Origin of the sequence: Pseudomonas sp. G166, from assembly GCF_037027455.2 — a bacterium.
Lineage (GTDB): Bacteria > Pseudomonadota > Gammaproteobacteria > Pseudomonadales > Pseudomonadaceae > Aquipseudomonas.
In genome coordinates, this window is sequence record NZ_CP146985.1 from 2,660,960 (window position 1) to 2,685,538 (window position 24,579).

At 62.8% G+C, this 24,579-nt stretch carries 19 protein-coding genes; 10 read left to right on the plus strand and 9 right to left on the minus strand.

Annotated features, from left to right (window positions below):
* Position 1 precedes the first annotated feature (1 nt).
* From SGN16_RS12020 to SGN16_RS12045, 6 genes are all read left to right on the plus strand, one after another.
* Entirely contained in the window at positions 2–1,066 is a 1,065-nt protein-coding gene (locus tag SGN16_RS12020; protein WP_335944141.1) for a branched-chain amino acid ABC transporter permease, read from the plus strand.
* Between the two features lie 78 nt (positions 1,067–1,144).
* The gene (locus SGN16_RS12025) at positions 1,145–2,485 is read left to right on the plus strand and encodes an ABC transporter substrate-binding protein (RefSeq protein ID WP_335944142.1); all 1,341 of its coding nucleotides are present in this window, start codon (positions 1,145–1,147) and stop codon (positions 2,483–2,485) included.
* A 64-nt stretch (positions 2,486–2,549) separates the two neighbouring features.
* Complete coding sequence (locus SGN16_RS12030; protein ID WP_335944143.1) at positions 2,550–3,884, plus strand: ABC transporter substrate-binding protein; 1,335 nt, start codon at positions 2,550–2,552, stop codon at positions 3,882–3,884.
* Positions 3,885–3,946: 62 nt separating this feature from the next.
* Positions 3,947–4,723 carry an ABC transporter ATP-binding protein gene (locus SGN16_RS12035; RefSeq protein WP_335944144.1) on the plus strand — a complete coding sequence of 259 codons (777 nt, stop codon included), beginning with the start codon at positions 3,947–3,949 and terminating at the stop codon, positions 4,721–4,723.
* Between the two features lie 170 nt (positions 4,724–4,893).
* Positions 4,894–6,126: an SfnB family sulfur acquisition oxidoreductase gene (locus tag SGN16_RS12040; protein ID WP_210644270.1), complete on the plus strand. Its 1,233-nt coding sequence runs from the start codon at positions 4,894–4,896 to the stop codon at positions 6,124–6,126.
* 10 nt (positions 6,127–6,136) lie between these two features.
* Positions 6,137–6,529, plus strand: coding sequence for a hypothetical protein (locus SGN16_RS12045; protein ID WP_335944145.1), 393 nt, complete (start codon positions 6,137–6,139; stop codon positions 6,527–6,529).
* A 117-nt stretch (positions 6,530–6,646) separates the two neighbouring features.
* On the opposite strand, the gene SGN16_RS12050 is transcribed toward SGN16_RS12045, so the two are convergent.
* From SGN16_RS12050 to msuE, 5 genes are all read right to left on the minus strand, one after another.
* On the minus strand, positions 6,647–7,495 hold the full coding sequence (locus SGN16_RS12050; protein WP_335944146.1) for an amidohydrolase family protein: 849 nt from the start codon (positions 7,493–7,495) through the stop codon (positions 6,647–6,649).
* Positions 7,492–8,622, minus strand: a complete 1,131-nt coding sequence (ssuD, locus tag SGN16_RS12055) for an FMNH2-dependent alkanesulfonate monooxygenase (protein WP_210644275.1) — start codon at positions 8,620–8,622, stop codon at positions 7,492–7,494. Before ssuD ends, SGN16_RS12050 begins: the two co-directional genes overlap by 4 nt.
* 117 nt (positions 8,623–8,739) lie before the next feature.
* Entirely contained in the window at positions 8,740–9,840 is a 1,101-nt protein-coding gene (locus tag SGN16_RS12060; protein ID WP_210644277.1) for a sigma-54 dependent transcriptional regulator, read from the minus strand.
* An 8-nt stretch (positions 9,841–9,848) separates the two neighbouring features.
* Positions 9,849–11,000, minus strand: a complete 1,152-nt coding sequence (locus SGN16_RS12065; RefSeq protein ID WP_335944147.1) for an acyl-CoA dehydrogenase family protein — start codon at positions 10,998–11,000, stop codon at positions 9,849–9,851.
* A gap of 95 nt (positions 11,001–11,095) precedes the next feature.
* Positions 11,096–11,659: an FMN reductase gene (gene msuE / locus SGN16_RS12070; protein WP_210644281.1), complete on the minus strand. Its 564-nt coding sequence runs from the start codon at positions 11,657–11,659 to the stop codon at positions 11,096–11,098.
* A 413-nt stretch (positions 11,660–12,072) separates the two neighbouring features.
* On the opposite strand from msuE, the gene SGN16_RS12075 reads away from it, so the two are divergent.
* Together SGN16_RS12075 and SGN16_RS12080 are read left to right on the plus strand one after the other, a co-directional pair.
* On the plus strand, positions 12,073–13,815 hold the full coding sequence (locus SGN16_RS12075) for an OPT family oligopeptide transporter (protein ID WP_335944148.1): 1,743 nt from the start codon (positions 12,073–12,075) through the stop codon (positions 13,813–13,815).
* Between the two features lie 136 nt (positions 13,816–13,951).
* A complete protein-coding gene (locus SGN16_RS12080; RefSeq protein WP_335944149.1) occupies positions 13,952–16,888 on the plus strand; it encodes an EAL domain-containing protein in 2,937 nt (978 codons plus the stop codon).
* An 8-nt stretch (positions 16,889–16,896) separates the two neighbouring features.
* Here the strand turns inward: SGN16_RS12080 and SGN16_RS12085 are convergent, their stop codons facing one another.
* The 4 genes from SGN16_RS12085 to SGN16_RS12100 all read right to left on the minus strand — a co-directional run bounded on the left by SGN16_RS12085 (position 16,897) and on the right by SGN16_RS12100 (position 22,116).
* A complete protein-coding gene (locus SGN16_RS12085) occupies positions 16,897–18,009 on the minus strand; it encodes an alkene reductase (protein ID WP_210644287.1) in 1,113 nt (370 codons plus the stop codon).
* A gap of 137 nt (positions 18,010–18,146) precedes the next feature.
* Positions 18,147–20,384: a molybdopterin cofactor-binding domain-containing protein gene (locus tag SGN16_RS12090; RefSeq protein WP_335944150.1), complete on the minus strand. Its 2,238-nt coding sequence runs from the start codon at positions 20,382–20,384 to the stop codon at positions 18,147–18,149.
* Positions 20,381–20,854 (minus strand): (2Fe-2S)-binding protein, encoded by a 474-nt coding sequence (locus SGN16_RS12095; RefSeq protein WP_335944151.1) that lies wholly within the window; start codon positions 20,852–20,854, stop codon positions 20,381–20,383. The genes SGN16_RS12090 and SGN16_RS12095 overlap by 4 nt, the downstream gene beginning before the upstream one ends.
* Positions 20,851–22,116, minus strand: a complete 1,266-nt coding sequence (locus SGN16_RS12100) for a c-type cytochrome (protein WP_335944152.1) — start codon at positions 22,114–22,116, stop codon at positions 20,851–20,853. Before SGN16_RS12100 ends, SGN16_RS12095 begins: the two co-directional genes overlap by 4 nt.
* Before the next feature lie 222 nt (positions 22,117–22,338).
* Between SGN16_RS12100 and SGN16_RS12105 the strand changes: the two genes are divergently transcribed.
* Together SGN16_RS12105 and SGN16_RS12110 are read left to right on the plus strand one after the other, a co-directional pair.
* A complete protein-coding gene (locus SGN16_RS12105; RefSeq protein ID WP_335944153.1) occupies positions 22,339–23,553 on the plus strand; it encodes an MFS transporter in 1,215 nt (404 codons plus the stop codon).
* A 75-nt stretch (positions 23,554–23,628) separates the two neighbouring features.
* On the plus strand, positions 23,629–24,528 hold the full coding sequence (locus SGN16_RS12110) for a LysR family transcriptional regulator (protein ID WP_335944154.1): 900 nt from the start codon (positions 23,629–23,631) through the stop codon (positions 24,526–24,528).
* Positions 24,529–24,579 lie beyond the last annotated feature (51 nt).

The window sequence follows — 24,579 nt, forward strand, 5'->3', positions numbered from 1 at the left end:
CATGACCGCTATTGTTCCGCGCCTGAGTGCCAGCTTCGACGAAGCGCCGCTGACCCTGGTGCGTCGGCGCTGGTCGCCGGGCCTGCTGTTGCTATTGCTGGTGGCCTTCGTCGGGCTGCCCTGGTTGGGCAACGACTATTGGCTCAACGCCATCCTGATTCCTTTCCTGGTGCTGTCGCTCGCCGGCCTCGGTCTGAACCTGCTGACCGGCTACGCCGGGCAGACATCGGTAGGCGCCGCCGGCTTCATGGCGGTGGGCGCCTTTGCCACCTACGGCCTGCTGCTGCGCGTGCCGGGATTGTCGTTACCGCTGGCACTGCTCGGTGGCGGCCTGATCGCCGGGCTGGTGGGACTACTGTTTGGCATCCCCAGTTCGCGGATCAAGGGCTTCTACCTGATGGTCACTACGCTCGCCGCGCAGTTCTTCCTGGAGTGGGTGTTCGCCAAGTTTCCCTGGTTCTACAACTACGCCTCGTCCGGCACCATCAGCGCACCGCGCCTGGAACTGTTCGGCCACAACCTGACCACCCCACTGGGTCGCTACCTGTTGACCCTGGCCTGCGTAGTGCTGTTGACCTGGGTGGCGGTCAACCTGGTGCGCAGCCAGGTCGGCCGCAACTGGATGGCGATCCGCGACATGGATACCGCTGCCGCGGTGATCGGCATTCCTGTGGAGCGCTACAAGCGCCTGGCCTTCGCCGTCAGTTCCTTTTACCTGGGAATCGCCGGGGCACTCTGGGCCTTCGCCTACCTGGGTACGGCCAGTGCCGGCAGTTTCGATATCAACCGTTCGTTCCAGATTCTGTTCATCATCATTATCGGTGGCATGGGCAGTATCGCCGGCAGCTTCATCGGCGCCGCTTTCATCAGCCTCACGCCGATCCTGCTCAGTCATGCCGGGCAATGGTTGTTCAACGGCAATGTCGACGCCGGGCAACTGCAGAACCTGCAGAAGGTGCTTTTCGGCGGCCTGATCATCTGGTTCCTGATCAAGGAGCCGGAGGGGCTGGTACGCCTGCTCGGCGACCTGCGCGAACGTTTCCGGGTCTGGCCGCTGCGGTTCTGAGCGCCGACCCACGACTCGACTGACCTTGACCCGACCCAGGGAAAGGAGGTTTCCAACACTCCACAAGAAGTACAGACCATGCATAAAACCTTGCATCGCTTCCTGCTCGCCAGTCTTTTCGTATTCGGGGCCCAGGCCCTGCTGCCGGCCACCACCCAGGCCGCCGGCCACCAGCAGTTCATTCCTATGGCCACTTACCGGGTTGGCGCCTACGCTTCCAGCGGCATCCCCTGGTGGGCTGGGGAAATCGACTATTTCCGTTATATCAACGAGGTGGAGGGCGGCATCAACGGCGTCAAGCTGGTCTGGCAGGAATGCGAGACCGAGTGGAACGTCGACCGCATCGTCGAGTGCTATGAACGCTACAAGGGCGGGCTCGACGGCGCGCCAACAGCGTTCTTCTTCACCCATAGCACGCCGGGTTCCTATGCGCTGATGGAGAAAGGCGCGGCGGATCGGATCCCGCTGATCGACGGCGCCGGCGGGCGTACCGAATCCACCGATGGCAGCGTGTTTCCCTATGCCTTTCCATTGTTGCTCAATTACTACGGCCAGGCCTCGGTAGGCATCAACTACATCGCCGAGCGCGAGGGCGGTTTCGACAAGCTCAAGGGCAAGAAGATCGTCACGGTCTACCACGATTCTGCCTACGGCCGGGAAACCCAGGCGCCGATGACCTTGCTGGCGCAGAAGTACGGTTTCGAGAACATCCAGATTCCGGTAGCCGATCCTGGCAATGAGCAGTCCGCGCAATGGCGTCAGGTGCGCCAGATCAAACCGGACTGGGTATTCCTGCGCACCTGGGGTGTTTCCACCCCGGTGGGGATCAAGACCGCCGCAAGATTCGGCATCCCGGTAGATCACCTCATTGGCGATGTCTGGGCCGGTTCCGAGGCCGATGTGATTCCGGCCGGTACGGCCGCCAAGGGTTACCAGGCGCTTGCGCCGTTTCCGGGTGGCGACGGTTTCGAGATCCACAAGCGCTTGCGCCAGTCGATCCTCGACACCGGCAAGAGCGACCTCAAGGACCACAGCTACTTCGGCAAGGTCTACTACAACATCGGCCTGATCAATGCGGCCATCGCCGTCGAGGCGCTGCGCACGGCCCAGGCCAAGTTCGGCAACCGTCCGCTCAACGGCGAAGAAGCGCGCTGGGGCTTCGAACACCTGGACATCGATGCCGCGCGGCTCAAGGCCAGTGGTTTCGAAGGCCTGCTGCCGCCGCTGAAACTGTCCTGCTCCGACCATGAGGGGGGTGGTGCGGCGCGCGTGCAGCAATGGGATGGCGAGAAATGGGTGCTGCTGACCGACTGGGTCCAGGCCGACCGCGCCACTTTGCGTCCATTGATCGAAGCCAAATCCGCCGCCTACGCCAAGGAAAAGGGCATCACCCCACGTGACTGCGCCAGCGAACAGTGAACCGCCGTCGATAACTTTCACCTGGCCGCTTTTGCGTGCCGGGTGAGCGAGCAGAGAAAAAACCATGCATGCAACCCTGAAACGTAGCGTCGCCGCCATTGGCCTGGCCCTTGGCTTCTGCACGGTGCTGACAACGGCTGCCCAGGCAGCCAATGAACAGTTCTTTCCACTGGCCACCTACCGGGTCGGTGCCTATGCCTCCAGCGGCATCCCGGTCTGGGCCGGAATGATCGACTACCTGCGCTACATCAACGAAGTGGAAGGCGGGATCAACGGCGTCAAGCTGGTCTGGCAGGAGTGCGAGACCGAATGGACGGCTGAGAAGGGCATCGAATGCTACGAACGCTTCAAGAACGGCCTCAATGGCGCACCAGTGGCGGTCTACCAGCCCAACGGCGCACCGGCTGCCTATGCCCTGGCGGAGAAGGCCGAAGCCGACCGGATTCCATTGATCACCCTAGGCTATGGCCGTACCGAGGCCACCGACGGCAGGGTGTTTCCCTACAATTTTCCGGTCATGCTGACCTTCTACAGCGAGGCCTCGGCGTTCATCAATTACGTGGCCGAGCGCGAGGGTGGGTTGGACAAGCTCAAGGGCAAGAAGATTGCCACGGTCTACCACGACTCGGCCTACGGCCGGGAAACCCAGGGACCGCTGGCGTTGCTGGCGCAGAAGTACGGCTTTGAGAATATCCAGATTCCGGTGGCTGACCCGGGTAACGAGCAGGCCGGGCAGTGGCGCCAGGTGCGCCAAATCAAGCCGGATTGGGTGTTCCTGCGTACCTGGGGCGTGTCCACGCCGGTGGCGATCAAGACCGCGGCACGTTTCGGCTACCCGGTGGAGCGCATCGTCGGCGACATCTGGGCCAGTTCCAACGAAGACGTGTTGCCGGCTGGCGAGGCAGGCAAGGGCTACCTGGCACTGACGCCCTATCCGGGCGGCGCGGACTTCGACATCCACCAGCGCATCCGTCAGTACATCCTCGATACCGGCAAGAGCGACCTCAAGGATCCGAAGAGCTTCGGTAGCGTGTACTACAACTCCGGCCTGGTGAATGCCGCCATTGCCGTCGAAGCGATCCGCACCGGGCAGAAGCACTTCGGCAACCGCCCGCTCAATGGTGAGGAGGGTCGCTGGGGCCTGGAGCACCTCGACCTCAATGATGCGCGCCTCAAGGAAATCGGCTTCCTGGGGTTGATGCAGCCGCTGAAGCTGTCATGCAGCGACCACGAGGGCGGCGGTGCCGCGAAGGTCCAACAGTGGGATGGCCAGCAATGGAAGCTGATCACCGATTGGGTCCAGGCCGACCGCGCCACATTACGCCCACTGATCGACGCCAAGGCGGGCGAGTATGCGAAAGAGAAGGGCGTGACCGCCCGCGATTGTGCAACGCAGTAGTCGCTCCTATCACTCAGCCAATCGAAGACAACCGGGCGCAGGGCGCCCAAGGGATAGAAACAATGGCCATTGCGACCCTTCCTGTCACTGAGAGCCACGAGTTGCTGGCGGTGGAAGACATCGAAGTGATCTACGACGGCGCGATTCTCGCCGTGGCCGGGGTATCCCTGCGGGTTGGGCAGGGCGATATCGTCGCGCTGCTCGGCGCCAACGGGGCAGGCAAGAGCACCACCCTCAAGGCCATCTCCGGGCTGGTTCAGGCCGACCGGGCGCAAGTCAGCCGTGGACACATCCGCTTCCTGGGGCGGGATACCGCCGGTGTTGCGGCCAATGTGTTGGCACACCAGGGTATCGTCCATGTGCTGGAGGGCCGGCATGTGTTTGCTCACCTGACCGTCGAGGAGAACCTGCGCAGCGGCGGTTTCCTGCGCAAACCGACGCGACGGGAGCTGGAGCAGGATCTGGAGCGTATCTATGCCTGGTTCCCGCGTTTGAAGACCAAACGCAAGACTCAGGCCGGGCTGACCTCGGGCGGCGAGCAGCAGATGCTTGCCATCGGCCGGGCGCTGATGACCAAGCCTCGACTGGTGCTGCTCGACGAGCCCTCGATGGGCCTGGCGCCGATCCTCGTCGAGGAGATTTTCGCCATCGTCGCGCAGCTCAATGCCCAGGAGGGCGTGAGCTTTCTGGTGGCTGAGCAGAACATTAACGTCGCCCTGCGCCACGCCAGCTACGCCTACATCCTGGAGAACGGTCGAGTGGTGGGTGAGGGCGACGCCACGGAGCTGGCGGCGCGGGAAGACATCCAGCATTTCTATCTAGGCGGCAAGGCCGGTTGATGGATGGACAACGCAACTGTTGGCCGGGCAACAGTCCTTCCACAGTTTGCCGCTCCCGGGGTTTTCACGGGGATTTTTGTTTTTATTCAACTTATTGAATTTAAAGAGTTTTACAGGTTGGTACGGGCTGTGCTTTAGCCCTGGGGAACCCGTTATGCATGGAGTAGCACATGACCCACTCACTGTCTTCCAATCTGCCCGAGCAGGCCCGCCCGGTGCCTCGGAGCCCAGCCCATATCATCCGTAGCGACGCCGAAGCCATCGAAGTGGCGCAGCGCCTGGCCGAGGATTTCGCCCGCGAGGCGGCCTTGCGCGACCGTGAACGACGGCTGCCCTGGGAGGAAATCGAACGCTTTTCCGCGAGTGGCCTGTGGGCGATCCGCGTACCGAAGGCATACGGTGGCGCCGAGGTGTCCTATGCCACCCTCAGCGAAGTGATCGCGATCATTTCCGCTGCCGATCCATCCCTCGGCCAGTTACCGCAGAACCATTTCGGCGTGCTCAGCAACCTCAGCCTGACCGGCAGTGAGGAGCAAAAACGCCGCTATTACGCCAAAGTGCTGCAGGGTCACCGCTTCGGCAATGCCTTCTCCGAGGCGCGCAGCCAGTACGTCACCACCTTCCAGACGCAGATCCGTTTCGACGGCGACACAGCTGTGCTCGACGGCGAAAAGGCCTACTGCACCGGTGCGCTGTTCGCCCACATCGTGCCGGTCGCCGGGGTGGACGAAGCGGGCCGCGTCCATATCGCCCTCGTTCCACGCGATGCCGCAGGCCTGACGGTGATCGACAGTTGGGACGGTTTCGGCCAGCGCATCACCGCCAGCGGCCAGGTGCGCATCGAAGGCGTGCGGGTGCCGGCGAGCGATGTGGTGCCGGCCTGGAAGGCCTATGACCAACCCACGTCCGACGGTCCGATCTCGCAGATCATCCAGGCGGCAGTCGACACCGGCATCGCCCGGGGCGCTTTCGCCGAGACGTTGCGCGTAGCGCGCCAGTCGCGGCCCTGGGTTGACAGCGGGCTGCAACACGGTTGGCAGGACCCACTCGGCCAAGCGCTGATCGGCGAGCTGGCCTGGCGCCTGCAAGCGGCCGAAGCGATTTTGCGGCGCGCGGCGCAGGCGGTTGACCGTGCCGTCGCCGAACCCAACGAGGAACGTGTTGCTGAAGCCTCGGTGATCGTCGGCCAGGCCAAGGTGTTGTCCACTGAGATTTCCCTGGAGGCCTCCAGCCGTCTGTTGGAGTTGGGCGGCACCCGCAGCGTCTCGGCCAGCCAGGGGTTGGACCGGTTCTGGCGCAATGCGCGGACCCACACCCTGCACGATCCGGTGCGCTGGAAATACCACCTGGTCGGCAACCAGCTTCTTAACGGCATCAAGCCGCAACGTCATTCCTGGAACTGAGGTATCGCGCATGTCCAACTTACATTCCCACGGCCGTAGCGACCTGGCCCATGCCCGTCATACCGAGGCGGCGCTGATTGATTATCTGCGTGGACAGAGTGCCCGCCATGAAGCCCTGGTAATCGCCGCGGTCGGTGAGCTGCGTATCCGTATCGACGCTGCTGACGCCTTGCTGGAGTACGCCGACGAGTCCCAATCGGCCGCCATTGCTTTTCGCTTGGCCGCCGCTGAGGCGGCGCGCTTGAGCGGTCATGTGTATTTCGAGCTCGCCGGGCGCAGCCTGCCACGGCCCTCGCCTGACAACGCCGAACCGGCATTGCTGACCCAGCGTCGGTTGCTTGGTGATCATTACCTCAACGGTGCTGCGTTGGTCGACGGCCAAGGAGATGGGCTGGGTAGGTGAATGGATCCGGGAAGTGCAGGAGCGCTCCCCGGGTTGTTCGCTCAAGAATCCTGGCGTTTCCTGCGGCTGGGTTTGAACCGCAGGAAATGCTGCACGGGAAACAGAATCGACGCCAGCTCAGGCCAGCCCTAATACCCTGCTCGCGTTACCGTGGAAGAACTTCTCCAGCACCTCGTCCTTGAGCCCCAGTTGCAGGGCATCCTCAATGCTCTGACGAATCGGTCGGAACGTGTAGGAAGAGCCGAACAGCAATTGCTCGCAGAGGTAGCCGTTGGCGGCCTGCACGTAACCCTCGCTGCCCGGTTGGAACAGGTACATGTCTGGCACCAGGTGAATGTTTTCAAAGCGGAACGCAACACCGAGGGCCTGCTGCACGTTGGGCCAGTAGCCGTGGTAGACGACGATCGTCAGGTCCGGGAACGCTCGAGCCACGGCGGCCAGGCGCGTCGGGTCGTTGTAGCTCGGGTCCGGTGTGGTTGGCCCGCTCATCAGGAATAGCGGGATACCGCGCTTTTGCAGGTGTTCGTAGATCGGCCAGTACAGTGCGTCGTCGGGGTGCCGGGCCGGCTCGGCGAAACCCGGCTCCAGATCGATGCCGGCCAGGCCCAGTTGGTCGATCGCCCGGTCGATTTCCGCCAGGGCGCCTTCGATGCCTTGCAGTACCGGTTCTACCGAGCCGATGCCGATCAACTCGTTGTGGCCGTGAACGATTTCGTGGATGCGTTCGTTCGGCAAGTGCTGCCCTGGGGTGTGACGGCCGACTACCACGGCTTTGTCCAGTCCGGCCTCTCGCACCTCGGCGAGAAAACCCTGCGGGGTCAGCGAACGCTCGAAGTGATCGTCCGGGCCGCGGGTGCCGACACGTCGGTTGAGCCAACGCGCCACGGCGTGTTCGGGCGAGCCTGGCACGCCGCCGAAGAAGGGGTGCAGGTAGGCCGGGCGGCAACGCAGGTCGATGACTTTCATGCGACTTTCTCCTTGCCCGCGCGAACGTCGAAGGCGCCGCCGGTGAAGGCACCTTCGACGGTGACCTTGCCCTTGCCCGGCAACAGCGGGAACACCAGTTCGGCGAAGCGGTAGGCCTCTTCCAGGTGTGGGTAGCCCGAGAGTACGAAGCTGTCGACACCCAGGTCGGCGTATTCGAGCAAACGAGCGGCGACGGTTTGCGGATCGCCGACCAGTGCGGTACCGGCACCGCCACGTACCAGGCCGACACCGGCCCATAGATTGGGAGCCACTTCCAGCTTGTTGCGGTCGCCGCCATGCAACGCAGCCATGCGCCGCTGGCCTTCGGAATCCATTTTGCCGTAGTTGGCCTGGGCCGCAGCGATGGTGGCATCGTCCAGGTGGCTGATCAGCTCGTCGGCAGCGGCCCAGGCGGCTTCGCTGGTTTCCCGCACGATCACATGCAGACGCACGCCGAAGCGCACGCTGCGGCCATGCCTGGCGGCACGGGCCCGCACATCGGCAATTTTCTCGGCCACGGCAGCCGGTGGTTCGCCCCAGGTCAGGTAGGCATCCACATGCTTGGCCGCCAATTCGTGGGCGGCCTCTGATGAACCGCCGAAGTACAGTGGCGGGTGAGGTTGTTGCACGGGTGCGAAGAAGTTCTGGGCGCCCCGCACTTTCAGGTGCTTGCCGTCGAAGTCGACGGTTTCGCCCTGGAGCAGGCGGCGCCAGATGGTCAGGAATTCATCGGAGGCGTTATAGCGTTCGTCGTGCGTGAGGAACACACCGTCGGCTTCCAGTTCGGTGGCGTCGCCGCCCGGTACGACGTTGAGCAGCAGGCGGCCACCACTGGCCTGATCCAGGCTGGCGGCCTGGCGCGCCGAGGCAGTGGGGTTGCCCAGGGAGGTGCGCAGGGCCACCAGCAGCTTGATGCGCTGGGTCACCGGAACCAGGCTGGCGGCGGTCACCCAGGGATCCAGACAACTGGCGCCGGTAGGGATCAGCAGGCCGTCATAGCCGAGCTGATCGGCGGCCACGGCGATTTGGCGCATGTAGGCATTGGTCGCCGGTCGGCCACTGCTGGAGTGTCCCAGATAACGAGTGTCGCCGGAGGTGGGAAGGAACCAGAAAATATCCAGGCTCATGGGGTTTGATCCTTATGCGGTTGGGAGTCTGGAAGGGCGCATGAGCCCTTCCGGTATCGCAACGCTTGGCGTATTGGGGCTTTGTCGGCCGGGCCGCATCACCTGGTTTTATTTTGATCAGATCGACAGTTGCAGCGCCCGATCCGGGCGTGTGTTGGTGTCCGGGCGGCGTCGATTGACCACCAACTCGCCAATGGCGATCAGTCGTGCTCGTGTGACGTTGCGACTCAGGCCGAGCAAGCTGGCGGTGCGCACCTGATTGCAGTGGCAGAAGCGGTAGGCGGCGCGCAGCAGGCTGTCTTCAACCTTCTCGTGGAGGCCGCCGGCCTGTTCTTCGAACAACCGGTGGAAGGTGCGCAGCAGTTGTTCGTCGGCGCTCTCGCCGGTGGCGGCCAGGGGTTCCTGGCGCTCGATGCGCAGGGCCGATAAGCGCAAGTCATCCTCCTGCACCAGGCCGTTGCGGCACACCAGCAGGGTGTGGTGGATAACGTTTTCCAGCTCGCGGATGTTGCCCGGCCAGCTGTAGCTCACCAGTTTGTGCTCGGCTTGCGGGGTCAGGCGCACTTCACCGTAACCCAGGCGGTTGCAGTAGGTTTTGATGAAGTGACGGGTCAGTGGCAGGATGTCGCCCGGCCGCTCTCGCAATGGATAGAGTTGCAGGCTGACCACGTCGAGGCGGTAATACAGATCCTCGCGGAAGTTTCCGGCACCAATGGCCTTATCCAGTTGTACGTTGGTCGCGGCGACCACGCGTACGTTGATCGGGATGCTCTTGCGCGAGCCCAGGCGCACCACCTCGCGCTCCTGCAGTACGCGCAGCAGCTTGACCTGGATGGCCATCGGCAGGTCGCCGATCTCGTCGAGGAACAGGGTGCCGCCGTTGGCTTCCTCGAACCAGCCGGCCTTGGCGGCGATGGCGCCGGTGAAGGCGCCCTTTTCGTGACCGAACAGCTCCGCCTCCACTAATGATTCGGAGAAGGCGCCGCAGTTGACAGCGACGAAGGGGCCGCTACGGCGACCGCTGAGATTGTGGATGTGGCGTGCGACCAGTTCCTTGCCCGTGCCGGTCTCGCCAATGATCAGGACGCTGGCCTCACTGGGGGCGACCTGTTGCACGTGGGCGAGAAGCGCCTGCGATCTAGGGTCTTCGAAGACCTGTGCGGTCGCCCGGATCGAGGTAGCCAGTGTCGGCGAAGGGGGGAGAGTCAGCAGTTGCATGGGCATCCCTATGAGTAAAAGGTGGGGGTAGGCCGCGTCTGGCTCAGTGCCCACTCACCCAGTTCATGGAGTTTGTAATCCACAGGGTCGTGCAGGCTCTGGGTCCGCAGGTTGCGCCAATGGCGGTCGAGGCGCAGGGACGCATGGGTGGCGCGCGCGCCGGTGACTTCGAACAGGCGGCTGCAGATATCCAGGCCGGTGCGTACAGAGGCCACCTTGGCGGTGGCGATGGACAGTGCCAGTTGCGCACGTTCCTCGGCGCCCAGGGCGTGTCCCTTGTGCCAGGCTTCGTCGAGTTGTTCGGCTGCGCGCTCCACTAGCAGGCGCACGCTTTCCAGGCCGACCCAGAACTCGCCGTAATGGCGCAGTACATAAGGGTCTTCGCTGACGTGTTGGGCCTTGGAACGGAACCACGGCCGCCCTTCCTTGAGGGTGTACTGACGAGCTTCCTCCAGGGCGCCTTCGGCGATGCCGAGGAAGATGTGGGAGAAATGCAATTGGGCGATCAGTGGGCGCAGGCAGGCGAAAGGCGTGCTCAGCGGGCCGGGGTCGAGGAGCAGCTCGTTCTCTTCCACCCGTACCCGTTCGAAGGTGGCGCTGCCACTGTCGGTCTGGCGCTGGCCCATATTGTCCCAGTCGCCGTGCAGGGTGATGCCGGTGCGGCCACTGGGAATGGCGGCGATCAATAGCTTGCCGCCGGCGCCTTCGTCGATGGCCGAGGCGATCAGCATTTGCGAGTCGCTGGCACCGGAGCAGAAGCTCTTCTTGCCGGAGAATTCGCGCCAGCTGTCGAAGGTCTTGACCACGGTGCGGGTGTCCAGCGGGTTCAACGCATTGCCCCAGAACCAGTTCTTGCGGGCGGTCTGTTCGAACCAGGGTTGCCATTGATCGGGGCGCGAGAACAGGCGCACGGTGGCCAGCATCAGGTGCTGAAAACCGAAGACATGGGCGATGGAGCTGTCCACCTTGGCGAACTCGCGAACCACGCCGAGCGTTTCGCTCCAACTGGCACCGAGGCCGCCGAACTGGGTCGGAATGCTCAAGGCCAGCAGACCACTCTGACGAATGGCGTCGCGTTGCTCCTTGGGGGTACCGCCGGCCTCATCACGCTCGATGGCGGTCTCGGCAAATTCCGCCGCCAGGCGGCGGGCGGTCTGCATTGGGGTGAGCACCGCGGGTTGTTGATGGATTCTCACGCGATGTCCCTCGCAAATTGGCCTTCCGGGCAGACGTTGTAGTGATTCATGCGGGCCTCTCAGGCGATCTTGCGCAGTGCGCGCGCCTGGTCGCTGAACAGCCGGCCGGCACGCTCGGCCGCCAGCTCGATACGGGTTTGCAGGGTCTGGCTGACGATGCGGTAGTCAGCGAAGTCGGACTCGCTGGCGTAGACGCCAATGGGCAGGGTGAGCGATTGGAAGAAGCTGAACAGCGGGCGCAGTTGGTGATCGAGCACCAGCGCATGGCGCTCGCTGCCACCGGTGGCGGCCAGCAACACCGGGGTGTTGACCAGGGCGTCCTGGCCGATCAGGTCGAACAAATGCTTGAACAGTCCCGGGTAGGTGCCGCGATAGACCGGGGCGGCCACCACCAGCAGGTCGGCGGACTCGATCAGGCGCAGTTCGTGCTCGACGGTTTCCGGCAACTCCTTGCGCCACAGCGCGCCGCCCAGCGGCCGGGCAATGTTGCCCAGTTCGATCAGGTGGGGATCAATGGCCAGATGCCTGCCGAGTTCGCCCAGGATGGCTTCGGTCAGTGCCAGTGTGCGCGAAGGGCGGGAGGTGCCGCCGGAGATAGCGACGACTTTCAAGGGAGTGCTCATCCTAGGTGTTCCTGTTGGACTGTCGATTGAGATGCAAAGGCTTGAGCAAGGGCCGTACCAACGGGCAAAGCCCAGTAATTCCGGGGCTTTGCGGGGTTGGAGGGTTTTCTGGCTGTTGCTCTGGTGGATGAATTGTTGAGTTGCTGTTGCCCGGGCAACAGTTGGCCTGCTGTTTCTGCAGCAACAGTTTTTCGAGGGGGACAAGTCGTGCCCTGGACACTGATGTACTGCGTCGGTAACCAGGCAGATATTCGGAAGGCGCCTGGAGTCGCATCAGGGTGGTGCCTGGATTCGAGCGTGCAACGTTCGCCAGGATTTCCCTCTGTCAGATGAACCTTGCGTCAATACAGCGCTCACTTGTTAGGTCGCCGCGTTGCGTGATCGCGCCGTCCCATTGCCGATAAGGAATTCGCATGCTTGATACCTCGCCATCGATCCCACTGGCCAATCCTGTCGAACGTGAGCTCAGCCTGCGCGCCGTCACAACGGGGATTGTGCTCGGTATCCTGCTGACGCCTTCCAATGTCTACGCTGGGTTGAAAATCGGTTGGTCGTTCAATATGTCGATCATTGCCTTGCTGGTCGGCTACGGCATCTGGCAAGGCCTGGCCAAGCGCTCAGCCGGGCTACTGCCCTGGACGCTGCACGAAAGCAACATCAACCAGACCGTGGCCTCTGCCGCCGCGTCGATCATTTCCGGTGGGTTGGTTGCGCCAATCCCGGCCTACACCTTGCTGACCGGCCAACAACTGGATGCCCTCCCGATGATCGCCTGGGTGTTCTCGGTGAGTTTCCTGGGGATCTGGATTGCCTGGTACTTGCGACCGTCGTTGCTCAATGACAAGGCGCTGAAGTTTCCCGAAGGCATGGCGACCTTGGAAACCCTGCTGCACATCTACAACCACGGTCGTGAAGCCGCGACGCGCTTGAAGGTGCTGCTTGGCACCGCTTTACTCTCCGGGTCGGTGAAGTGGGTCGATACCTTCCTGTGGGCTTTGCCGCGCTGGTCGCCGACGGCCCAGTTGGAGCGTCTGACGTTTACTGCAGATCCTTCGCTCCTGTTGGTGGGGTTCGGCGCGATCATCGGTATTCGCGTCGGCCTGACCCTGCTGCTCGGAGCTTTGCTGGCATGGGGCGCCCTGGCGCCGTGGTTGTTGGCGCAGGGCCTGGTGCCGTTGCCACCCGACAGCAGCGGCCCGCAGTTCGCGGCGCTGGTGGAGTGGCTGCTGTGGCCGGGCGTGAGTCTGATGGTGTGCTCGACCTTGGCCTCCCTGGCGATTCGCTTGTGGGCATTGCACCGGTCTACCAAGGCCGGCGGCGGGGCGATCTGGGCGATACCTAAGGCCGGCCCTGCCGCCGGTTTTTTACTGTCGATCGCATTGGTGGTGAGCCTGCAAGCGCTGTTGTTCGGCATCAATCTATGGATGGCCCTATTGACCATCCCCTTGGCGATTTGCCTGGCTGCGGTGGCTGCCCGGGTGGTCGGCGCCACGGGTATTCCACCCATCGGTGCCATCGGACAGTTGTCCCAGTTGAGCTTCGGGATCGTCGCGCCGGGGCAGGTGCCGATCAATTTGATGAGCGCCAACACCGCCGGCGGTTCGGCGGGGCAATGCACGGATTTGATGAATGACTTCAAGGTGGGCCGGGCGATTGGCGCCACGCCGCGCAAGCAGTTGATCGCCCAGACGCTGGGGATTTTCGTCGGCAGCATCGTTGGGGTCTTGGCCTACCTGGCACTGATCCCGGACCCGCAAGCCATGTTGCTCTCCGAGGAGTGGCCGGCTCCGGCGGTCGCCACTTGGAAAGCCGTGGCGCAAACCTTGACCCATGGCTTGGACTCGCTCTCTGCGAGCATCCGCTGGGCGATATTCATCGGCGGCCTGGTCGGCTTGCTGTTGGGAGTTCTCGACAGCGTGCTGCCCGGGCATCGCGCCCGCTACCTGCCAAGCACGGCGGCTTTGGGCCTGGCCTTTATCCTGCCAGCCTCGGTGTCGCTGATGATGGCCCTTGGCGCGCTGCTCACCTGGCTGGTGAGCTGGCGCTGGCCGAGCCTCACTGAACGCTTCGCCATCACGGCGGCAGCAGGGTTGATTGCCGGGGAGAGCATTACCGGGGTGGGGGCGTCGTTGTGGCAGATGGCTAGGAATCTGTGATGACGAGCGCTGTCGAAGGCATGCCCGACGAAAACTATTGAAAAAGACCTCTAGACGCTTTACATCGGGGGCTCTCTGGCATATTGCTGGCAATCGATAAGTAAAATAACGCCATTTTTTGGCTCAGGGAGCGCTGATGAGTGTTCGTCCATTGAGCGATTCCCCGCAGCAGTCGAACAATTACGTGGCCACCTCTCATCTGCAAGAAACCCCGGATCCTGTCGGCATGGCATACGCTGGCGAAGAAAATACGATTGAACAATTGCTGGAATCAGCACGCAACTGGGCCCATACCACCCAGTGGGTGGTGTATCGCGCCGGTGAACAAATGCACCTGGTCGGGCAGGGCGACCCACGCATGCAGTGGCCGTCAAGCGTTGCGAATGCGGAGTTCGAGGCGTTCTGCCGGACCCGGCGGTTGTACCGCTGGCCGACCGGTAGAGGCGAGAGTGTGCTGGGGTGGCTACTGGCGCCAGTGACCGCTGCCCAGGAGCCGGCGCTTGCCGAGTTTGCCCAGCGCTTGGGCATCCAGGTACAGACCAACACCCTTACCCGTGCCCAGGTCACTCAGCGTGTGCTGTATGAAATCACCTACCTGGCCAGTTCGACCCGTGACCGTTCCGTGTTCCTGGTGGGGGTCCACCAACTGCTCGCCAGCCTGATCGACGCCGAGAACTTCTATCTCGCGTTGTATGACCCGCGCACAGGCAAGATTGACTACCCGTACTACGTCGACATCATCGACGTCGATGCCGTGGAGTCGCAGCACTACGAATACCTTGACCCTGCGCACCTGTCATTGACCGGCCAGGTGTTGACCAGCGGCCAGCCGCTGCTGATCGACGCCGCCGGCATTTGCGCGGCCCAGGCCGAGGACCGTTTCTATTGTGTGGGTGATCGTCCCGAGTTCTGGATGGGCGCACCGTTGAAAAATGCCGCGGATGAAGTGTTTGGCATGCTTGCCATGCAGGTCTACGACGTTGCGCGTACCTACAGCGCCGAAGACCGCGCGTTGTTTCTGGTGGTGGCCCGTCACGTGGCCATGGCCCTGGACCGGATCCTGAACCGAGAGGGCATGGAAGAAACGGTGAGGCGGCGCACACTGGAGCTTTCGGCACTCAACGACGCATTGCGCCAGGAAGTGGCCGAGCGGGAGCGCGCCGAGCACCTGCAGAGTGCGTTGTTCCAGATTACCGAGCTGTCGAGCCAACCTGGCGACATGGCCGAGCTGTTTCAAACCTTGCATGGCATTGTCGGCGAACTGCTGTTTGCGCAGAACTTCTACATCGCGCTGTTCGACGATGCGATCGGTGAAGTGACCTTTCCGTATTACGTCGATGAACGGGACACGACCCAGCCGGCGGCACGACGCGGCTGCCGGGGCCTGACCGAATATGTTATCCGTCAGCGTTGTCCCTGCCTGATTGACCCACTCGATGCTGACCGGTTGGCTGCGCAAGGTGAACTGGAAGTGACCTACGAGTCGGTCCGATTCCATTCCTGGCTGGGCATTCCGTTGTTCGATGACGGCGTGGTGCGTGGTGTGCTGGCGGTGCAAAGCTATACCTCGCAGGTGCGCTATACCCTGCGCGACCAGGAGCTGCTGACGTTCGTGTCGCGACACATTGATACAGCGTTGTCGCGCCGCACCGCGGCCGAAGCGATCCATGCCGCCAACCTCAAGCTAGAAGCCCGGGTGCAGGACCGCACCCGCGAGCTCGATCATGCCAACGCCAAGTTGCAACACGAAAACGCCCATGATGCGCTGACCGGGCTACCGAATCGCACTTACCTGCAACAGCGCCTCAATCTGGCCTGGTCGCGGTTCGAGAACGAAGGTGGGCAACTGTCGGTGATGTTCATCGACCTTGACCGTTTCAAGATGGTCAATGACAGCTTTGGCCATCACTTTGGCGACCTGCTGTTGATGCAAGCTGCCCACCGTTTGCGCAGTTGCCTGCGTGAAACCGACATGTTGGCGCGCCTGGGAGGCGATGAGTTTGCGGTGTTGGCACCCGAGGCGCCGCTGGAGGTGGTGATCGAAATCGCCGATCGGATCCTGGCGGTGTTCGACCTGCCGTTTTTCATCAATGGCCACGAAGTTTTTTCCTCCTGCAGTATCGGTATTGTCAGTGCCGACAGTCAGTTCCATCTCGAGCCCGCCGACTTGCTGCGCGATGCCGATGCGGCGATGTACCGGGTCAAGAGTGCCGGGCGCGATAGCTACGCGGTGTTCAATCAGGAAGTGCGCCGTGAGGTTTCGGACCAGGTCGAGCGTGAAGGCGCCTTGCGCAATGCGCTCAAGCGTACCGACGAATTGCTGCCGTATTTCCAACCGATTGTCAGTGTCGAAAGCGGCGAGCTGGTGGCCCTTGAAGCCCTGATCCGCTGGCATCAGCCGGGCGGTCGGATCATCGCGCCGGGCCAGTTTTTGCCGGATGTCGAGGGGTTGCGTCTGATCGGGCGACTGGACCTGTACATGCTCACCAGCATCGCCATGATCCTTGCTCAGCCCCAGCATGCCAATTGGCCGCCGGTGCATGTCAATTGTTCCAGCTACAGCATGGCACGCCCGGACTTCGCCGAAGATGTACTTGCACTGTTGGCCCGGCATAACGTCGCGCCCTCGCGGATCTGCCTGGAACTGACCGAAGGCGCGCTGGTGGCCGAGCCAGCCATTGCCCGTTTGACCATGCAGCAATTGGCCGATAACGGCATGTCGGTGGTGCTCGATGACTTCGGTGCAGGGTTTTCCTCCCTGAGCTATGTGCATCAATACCGTTTCAGCGGCTTGAAGATCGACAAGTCGTTCATCTTCGAACTGACCAGCAGCCCCCGCAGTCGCGCCATCGTCCGGGCAATCGTGCGGATGGCCGAGTCTCTGGACCTCAGCGTCGTGGCCGAAGGTGTCGAGGATGAAGAGACGCTGCTCTTGCTGCGTGAAATGGGGGCAGGGCAGGCCCAAGGTTATTATTTTGCCAAGCCGATGGGGCTGGATGCCTTGTTGGCGACTTCGCTGCTCGATCGCCAGGCGCCTAAGGACAGCGCACCCGGCAGACCGAGCCTGGGATAAGGTTTCCCTTATGGGTGGGTGGGATAGTCGATGTATCCGCGCTGGTCACCGCCAAAGAAGGTGCTCGGGTCTGGGGTATTGAGCGCTAGCCCGTCGCGGATCCGTCGTGGCAAGTCAGGGTTGGCCAGGAACGGTCTGCCAAAGGCAATGATGTCCGCACGGTTGGCGGCCAGGGCTTGCTCAGCTGTTTGCGGGTCATAGCCGCCGGCGATCATCAGCACACCGTTCCATTGCGTACGCAGCTGATTGATGATCGCGTCCCAGCGCGGATCGAAGTTTTCGTCCTTGACGGTGCCTACCACGGCAGGCTCCACGAGATGCAGGTAGGCCAGGGGCCAGCGGTTCAACGAGCGGACGATATAGCCGAATGTGGCCTCGGGTGTCGCGTCACCCATGCCCATGAAGCGTCCCATGGGTGTCAGCCGTACGCCCACGCGTTCTGCCCCCACCTCATCGGCAACCGCTTCCACGACATCCAGCAAGAGCCGGGCGCGATTCGCCACGCTGCCGCCGTAATGGTCTTCACGCTGGTTACTGTTGCTATTGATGAACTGGTCGAGCAGATAACCGTTGCCGGCGTGAATCTCGACGCCGTCCATGCCGGCTCTCAAGGCGTTGCGCGCTGCGCGGCTGTAGTCGCTGATGATGTCGGCGATCTCAAATGCTTCCAGGGCGCGGGGTGTGGGTACATCCTCCCAAACGCCGTTGCCTTGGTCATCGACAATAAACGTCTTGCCTGGAACGGGCAGTGCGCTGGGGGCAACCGGCAGGGCGTTATCGGGTTGGAAGCTGGGGTGAGAAACCCGTCCAACATGCCACAGCTGCATGAAGATCCGCCCGCCGGCTTCATGCACGTGTGTGCTCACCTGACGCCAGGCATCAACCTGCTCGTCGCTGTAGATGCCTGGTGTCCAGGCGTAGCCCTGACCTTGGCGGGAAATCTGCGTGGCTTCGGTAATGATCAACGCGGCGCTGGCGCGTTGCCGATAATATTCAGCGTTCATGGCGGTTGGCAGGTCGCCCGGCTGCCCGGCGCGGGAGCGCGTCAGGGGCGCCATGGCCATGCGATGAGCAAGTGTGTAGGGGCCAACCTTAATGGGTTCAAGCAGGTGCTGAGTCATGGATGTTCCTCGTGACGATATGGCAGAGTGCAGCGGTTGGGCACTAACTTAATCCTCCCGGCGTCGAGTGATAATCCAGTCGAAGCTCTACGCTGCATTGCGTCAAACGCAACGCTTTGGGGCGGCGTGAGGCCGGGCTATCGCGCCTGCGCTGACCGGGTCAGGGGAAGGTTCAGCCAGCGCCGGCCCGTGGCATTCGCCACGGCATTGCCGAGGGCGGCGGCCATGGGGCCCTGGACGATCTCGGCGGCACCGAGAAAGGGTTGTCCCGGCTGATCGAGCAGATGCACATCGACTTGCCTGGGCAATTGTGTGAAGCGCAGGATCGGATAACCGCTCCAGTCATAGCTGCGTACGCCACCGGGGTCGTAACCGACTTTTTCAAACAGCGTCCAGCTGGCGGACTGCACGATGCCGCCCTCCACCTGGTTGCGCAGGCCATCGGGGTTGACGATTTGGCCCACGTCCACGGCTGTCACCACGTGATCGAGTTGCACCTCGCCTGTCAGCGGATGCACCTGTAGACGGACAGCCAGGGCGCAGTAACCCATGATGTTTTTGTAGCGGGCAAACGCGAACCCTATGCCTGAACCCGGTTCGTTGCCTTTGTGCGGCCAGCCGATAGCGTCCCGGACCCGCTCGATCACCGCACGTGCCCGTGGGTCTGTGAGATGGGCGAGGCGAAAGGCAACTGGGTCGGCGCCGGCCTGGACGGCCAGTTCATCGATGCAGGCTTCGATGGCAAAGATATTGATATGCGCCCCCAGCGACCGCATGGCTGAGGTGCGAAACGGCATTTGGGTCACGAAGTTCATGTCGATGCGGGTGGATGCCAGGCTGTACAGCGGCACTGCATTTCGATCGCCATCCCCTTCGGGCTGGGCGATCGGCACCGACGGCGCGGAAACGAACGGGCGAGCCAACAACCGGGCCGGAATCAGCCGGCCGGCGTTTACGATGCGTTCGTTGTGCGGCGTCGTCCACAGTTCATAGGTCCAGTCCTGCAACTTGCCCTGCGGATCGAGGCTGGCCTGGACCTCGGTGAGCATGGCGGAACTGTAGGGCTCCCAGAGATTTTCCTGCTCGCGCATCCATTGCACGCGCACAGGCGTGCCGGCGACGCGCATTGCGATCAATGCGGCATCCGCTGCGGCGTCGTCCGCACCATTGTGGCCATAACAACCGGAGCCCTCGACATGAATGCAGCGTACTCGTTCGACTGCCAGCCCCAGCATTTCGGCGATTCCCGCGCGAAGAGGATAGACCCCCTGGGTATGAGTCCAAACGGTGAGCAGGCCATCCTTGAACCAGGCCACGGCGCAGGACGGGCCGATGGAGCCGTGCATGAGGTACTGTTTGGTGACCCGGGCGCGGTAGCTCGCGCTGGCGCTGGTCGCAGGTGTGCCTTCATGGCTGATCGGGTAGCGGCGGGCGGGCAGGCGTGTCAGTAATCCGTGGATGTCCTGAGGGTCGGGGATCGGTTCTGCGCCGCTCCAGCGCGCCAGCTCATAGCCGCTGCGCATCGCCTTGATGGCCTGCCACTCATCTCGGGCGACTACCGCCAGGTAGTTGCCGTCGCGTACCACCTGTACGACGCCGGGCAGGCGTTTTATCGACTCGGCATCGAAGGCTTCAAGAGCGCAACCGGGACGTGGTGGGCGGATGACCCGCGCATGCAGCATGCCTGGCAGGCGCATGTCCTGGACAAAAGCGGCGCCGCCACTGACCTTGGCCGGGATATCCAGGCGTGGTAGCGAATGGCCGATCAGCTTGAAAGCAGACGGTGGCAGCGATGGCGATTGCGCCTTCGCGTAAAGGTGCAAGTCGACGCCCTTGACGGCCTCGGCATAGGACATTCGCTGGCCAGCCGGGCCCTGGATGACGCCTTCGTCAGTCACCAGCAATGCGGCTTCCACGCCCCAGCTGCGTGCCGCCGATTCCAGCAGCAATTGCCGCACCTGCGCTGCGGCGTTGAACAAGGCGGTGCCGCTGTCGAAGATGCTGTGGCTGCCGGCGGTATAGCCTTCGTTCGGGGTCAGGGCGGTGTCGGCGGTGAGCAGGGTGATCGCCCCAGGCGAGACGTGCAGGCGCTCGGCGGCAATCTGCAGGAGGGCTGTTTTTACCCCGGTCCCCAATTCGACTTTACCGGTGTAGACCGTGATGCCTTCGGCACTGACACGGATCCACGCATCGAGGTAGGGATTGGTGCGCAGGCTTCCTGGAAGATCGGGCGCCAGCACGACCGTGCCAAGGGTGTCGACCTCGCTATCAGCCAGCGCATGGCGCGCAGCCGGTACCAAGGTGAACGCCAGCACCAGCGCGCCCCCGCGCAGGAAAGCGCGGCGTCCTTGGTCGACTTCATCGCGAAGGGTCATGTGGCACTCCTGTCTGGCCTGGCAACGCGACTGATGGCGTCGATGATGCGCAAATGGGTTCCGCAACGGCACAAGTTGGTTGCCATGTGCTCGCGTAGGGTCTGTTCGTCCGGATGGGGATCGCGCTCGAGCAACGCCTGGGCGCGCATCAGCATGCCGGCGATGCAGTAACCGCACTGTGCGGCCTGGGTTTCGATAAAGGCCTGTTGCAACGGGCCAGGACGATCCGCCGTGCCCAGGCTTTCGACCGTACGGATGTGCTTGTTTTCCAGGCCCGTGCAGGGCGTCAGGCAGGAGAACACGGGCTGGTCATCGACCAGCACGGTGCAGGCTCCGCACTGGCCCAGGCCGCACCCGTATTTGGCGCCGTTGAGCCCCAGGTGATTGCGCAACGCGTACAGCAGCGGCATATCCGGCTCCAGCTCCAGCGAATGGAGCGAGCCGTTGACGTTGAGGGTCACTTGGGTCATTGCGCCTCCTGACGTAACTCATCAATAGTGGAAGAAAGATCCGCCCACGGCTGGCCAGGCTTGGCCTGCTCGCGCAGGAATCCGGCCAGGGCGGCGAGCTGTTGGTTGTCGAGGCTGGCAGCGAAAGGTGGCATGCTCGGTCCGGGGCGCCCCGGGGTGGCGGGCACACCTTCAAGCACGGTCTTGAGAAAGTTGCGCGCGCTCGCTGCATGCAACGCCGATGTGCGATCCAGAGCAGGGCGCCCATCGATCTCGCGCATGGGCGCGGCCGGGCCATGGCAGCCTGCACAGGCGCTCTGGAACAGTAGAGGGCCAGGCGTCTGCCCGATCGCCTCGCTGGGAGGTTTGATCGAGGGCGTGACCGGGTTGGGCGCGGTGGCCTTGAGGCTCAGGAGATATTCGGCGATCGCGTCGGCATCGCTGGCCGGCATGTTGACCAGGCTGAGGCTGACCGGCCGCATCGGTCCCGCGGCAGTGCCATGGCCCTCGACCACCTCCGCCCGCAGGTAGCGCGCCAGTTGCTCGCTGCTCCAGGGGAATGTCCGGCTGGCCATACCCAGCAGAGAAGGGGCCTCCCATCCATCTACATGCCCTCCAGCAAGATGCTGGTTGGATTTTTCCGCGCCCAACGGATTGAGCGGCGAATGGCAGCCACCACAATGGCCTGGGCCTTCGACCAGGTAACGTCCACGATTCCAGGTTGCAGATTGTTGGGCCACGGGCGTCAAGGGTTGCTGATGCAGAAACAGCAGGTTCCAGAACGACACCAATGGCCGGATGTTCATCGGGAAATTCATCCGGTTTTGCGCCGCTGGTGCGTGTACAGCGGGGCCACTCATCAAGTAGGCGTAGACGTCCGCGATGTCCTCGTCGGTCATGCGCCGGTAGTACGCGTAAGGGAAAGCGGGATACAGCAAATGCCCATCCCGGGAAACGCCCTCGCGCATCGCTCGCTGGAACGCTGGCAATGACCACTGGCCAATCCCGGTCTCGATATCCGGCGTGATGTTGGTGCTATAGAGCGTGCCGAACGGTGTGACCAGCGCCAACCCTCCGGCCAGGTATTGACCGCCGGGACGGGTATGGCAGACCGCGCAGTCACCGGCTTCGGCTACCCGCGCCCCGCGTTGCACCTGGCTGGAATTCAATGGTGATGGTGCGTTGGCGGGAGCGATCGCCGGGCGCCACATCAACAACGCGGCACCTATTCCACCCACCAAGGCGAGTACGACAACGCCCACCCACAGCGGCTTGGTTTTCATGATTCGCCCCTTCATTCGCCGGTTCTCCATAGCCAGTGCCCAAGCGTAGCGAAGGGGTATGGGTTGCGGTATTGCCAACACGCGCAATGACGTTTTGCGTCATCGGCAACGCTGGGGTCGTTGCGCCATACGCATCGCTCCATTGCCCCATCGACGGATTCTCCTGGGCGAGCGTCGCGCCTAGCCTTGGCGACACTCTCTCCAATCGAATGAGGTTTCACCATGGCCACCGGCAACTTTGCGACTACGGCAAATACAGCACAGGCAGGCGAGCGACCGGCTCCAATCTCTAGCACCCTGGTCGCCTTGCTGGCTTTCTGTTGTGGGGCCGTCGTCGCCAACCTTTACTACGCCCAGCCGATCGTCGAGCTGATCGCCCCGCAAATCGGCCTGTCCAGCGCCAACGCCAGCCTGATCGTTTCGCTGACCCAATTAGGCTATGCCGTGGGCCTGCTGCTGTTGGTGCCTTTGGCTGACTTGATGGAAAATCGTCGCCTGGTGGTGGGTTTCACGCTCGTCGCCAGCCTGTGCCTGGTAGCGGCAGGCTTCACCGACTCGCCTTCGTTGTTCCTGTTGTTCTCATTGCTGATAGGCCTCACCTCCGTGGCCGTGCAGATTCTCGTACCGCTGGCGGCGCACATGGCACCCGAAGCAAGCCGGGGCCGTGTCGTTGGCAATATCATGAGCGGCTTGCTGCTGGGGATTCTGCTCTCACGCCCACTGTCGAGCCTGCTGGCACAGGCGGTCGGTTGGCGTGGTGTGTTCTTCAGCGCCGCGGCCCTGATGGCGTTGATTGCCTTGGTCATGGCCGTTGCCCTGCCACGGCGCATGCCGACACATCAGTCCTCTTACGGCGAGTTGATCCGCTCGGTATTTGCCCTTGCGCGACGCCACCCAAGCCTGCGAGAGCGTTCCTTGTATCAAGGGTTGCTGTTCGCCAGCTTCAGCCTGTTCTGGACCATCGTGCCCATTGAGCTGATTCGCCAACACGGTTTCAGCCAGGCGCAGGTCGCGATGTTTGCCTTGGTAGGGGCCGTTGGTGCGATCGCGGCCCCGATTGCCGGTCGATTGGCGGACGCAGGGCATGGCCAGCGTGGCACCCTCGCTGCGTTGATACTGGCTCCTGTTGCGTTGTGGTTGGGGGCCCTGCCAGGCAGTGGATATCTCTGGCTGGTGGTGTGCGCCGTGCTGCTGGATTTTGCCGTGCAGCTCAACATGGTTCTCGGCCAACGTGAGGTGTACGCCATCGATCCCCATAGCCGGGCGCGCCTGAATGCCGTGTACATGACCAGTATCTTTGTCGGCGGGGCTCTGGGTTCGTTGATCGCCAGCCCCTTGTATGAACAGGTTGGGTGGAACCTGTCGGCGACTGCGATCGCCTGTGTTCCAGGCTTGGCGTTGGTGCTGTTCCTAAGTCGTCGCTATCGCAAGGGTTGAGCACAGTCATACAAGACAGCTCGCCCGTGCTCAGGCATAGTCGTCGAGGTGATTTTTCGCTCTCGGAATCGGCTTATGGACAAGTTGCTGGCGCTGAAGATGTTTGTTGAAACCGTGCGTTGTGGCGGCTATTCATCGGCGGCGCGCAAGCTGGGCATTTCCACGTCTTCGGTGACCCGGCAGGTGGCGGCGTTGGAAGGGGAGCTGGGCGCCAGCCTGCTCAATCGCACCACGCGCAACACCAGCGTCACGGTCGCCGGGCAAGCCTATTTCGAGAAGGCCCTGGCGATTATCGAGTCCATCGACGAAGCCGATGCCATTGTCGCCGACCGTGGCACCGAGCCCCAAGGGCATCTGCGTGTCAGTGTCCCGGTGGAGTTCGGCCGACGCATCATCGCCCCCCATCTGGGACGGTTGCTCGATCGTCATCCCGGCCTGGAAATCAGCCTGTCGTTGAGCGATCGGGTCAGTGACCTGATCAGCGAGCGAATAGATGTGTCGGTGCGTCTCGGTTCGTCGGTGGTCAGCGATGACATCGTCAGCAAAAGGATCGGCCATTTCCAGCGTTGGGTCGTGGCCAGCCCCGAGTACCTGGCACGGACCGGCCTGCCACGCCATCCCAATGACCTGCTCAAACACCAGTGCCTGCGTTTTGATTATGGCGCAGCGCACCATGCCTGGACTTTCCAAGGTGACGAAGCTGTCTTGAGCCTGAATGTGCAGGGGCGCTTGCAGAGCAATAATGCCGACATCCTGCGCGAGGCGGCGCTGGCCGGTGGCGGCGTGGCGCTGCTGGCCGACTGGCTGGTGCGCGACGATGTCGGCCAGGGCCGTCTTAGCCGCATCCTGGAACACTACGAAGTCAATCCCGGGGCCGCCAGCTCTTGCATCAACGCGCTGTATCTGCCCAACCACCGCGGCTCCAGTCGCATCAATGTGTTTATTGAGTTCCTCGAGGAAATCCTCGTCGCCTGAGCGCTCTTGAAGAAAAGCCGCGACCGCTGAAGGCCGGTCGCGGCTTTTCCG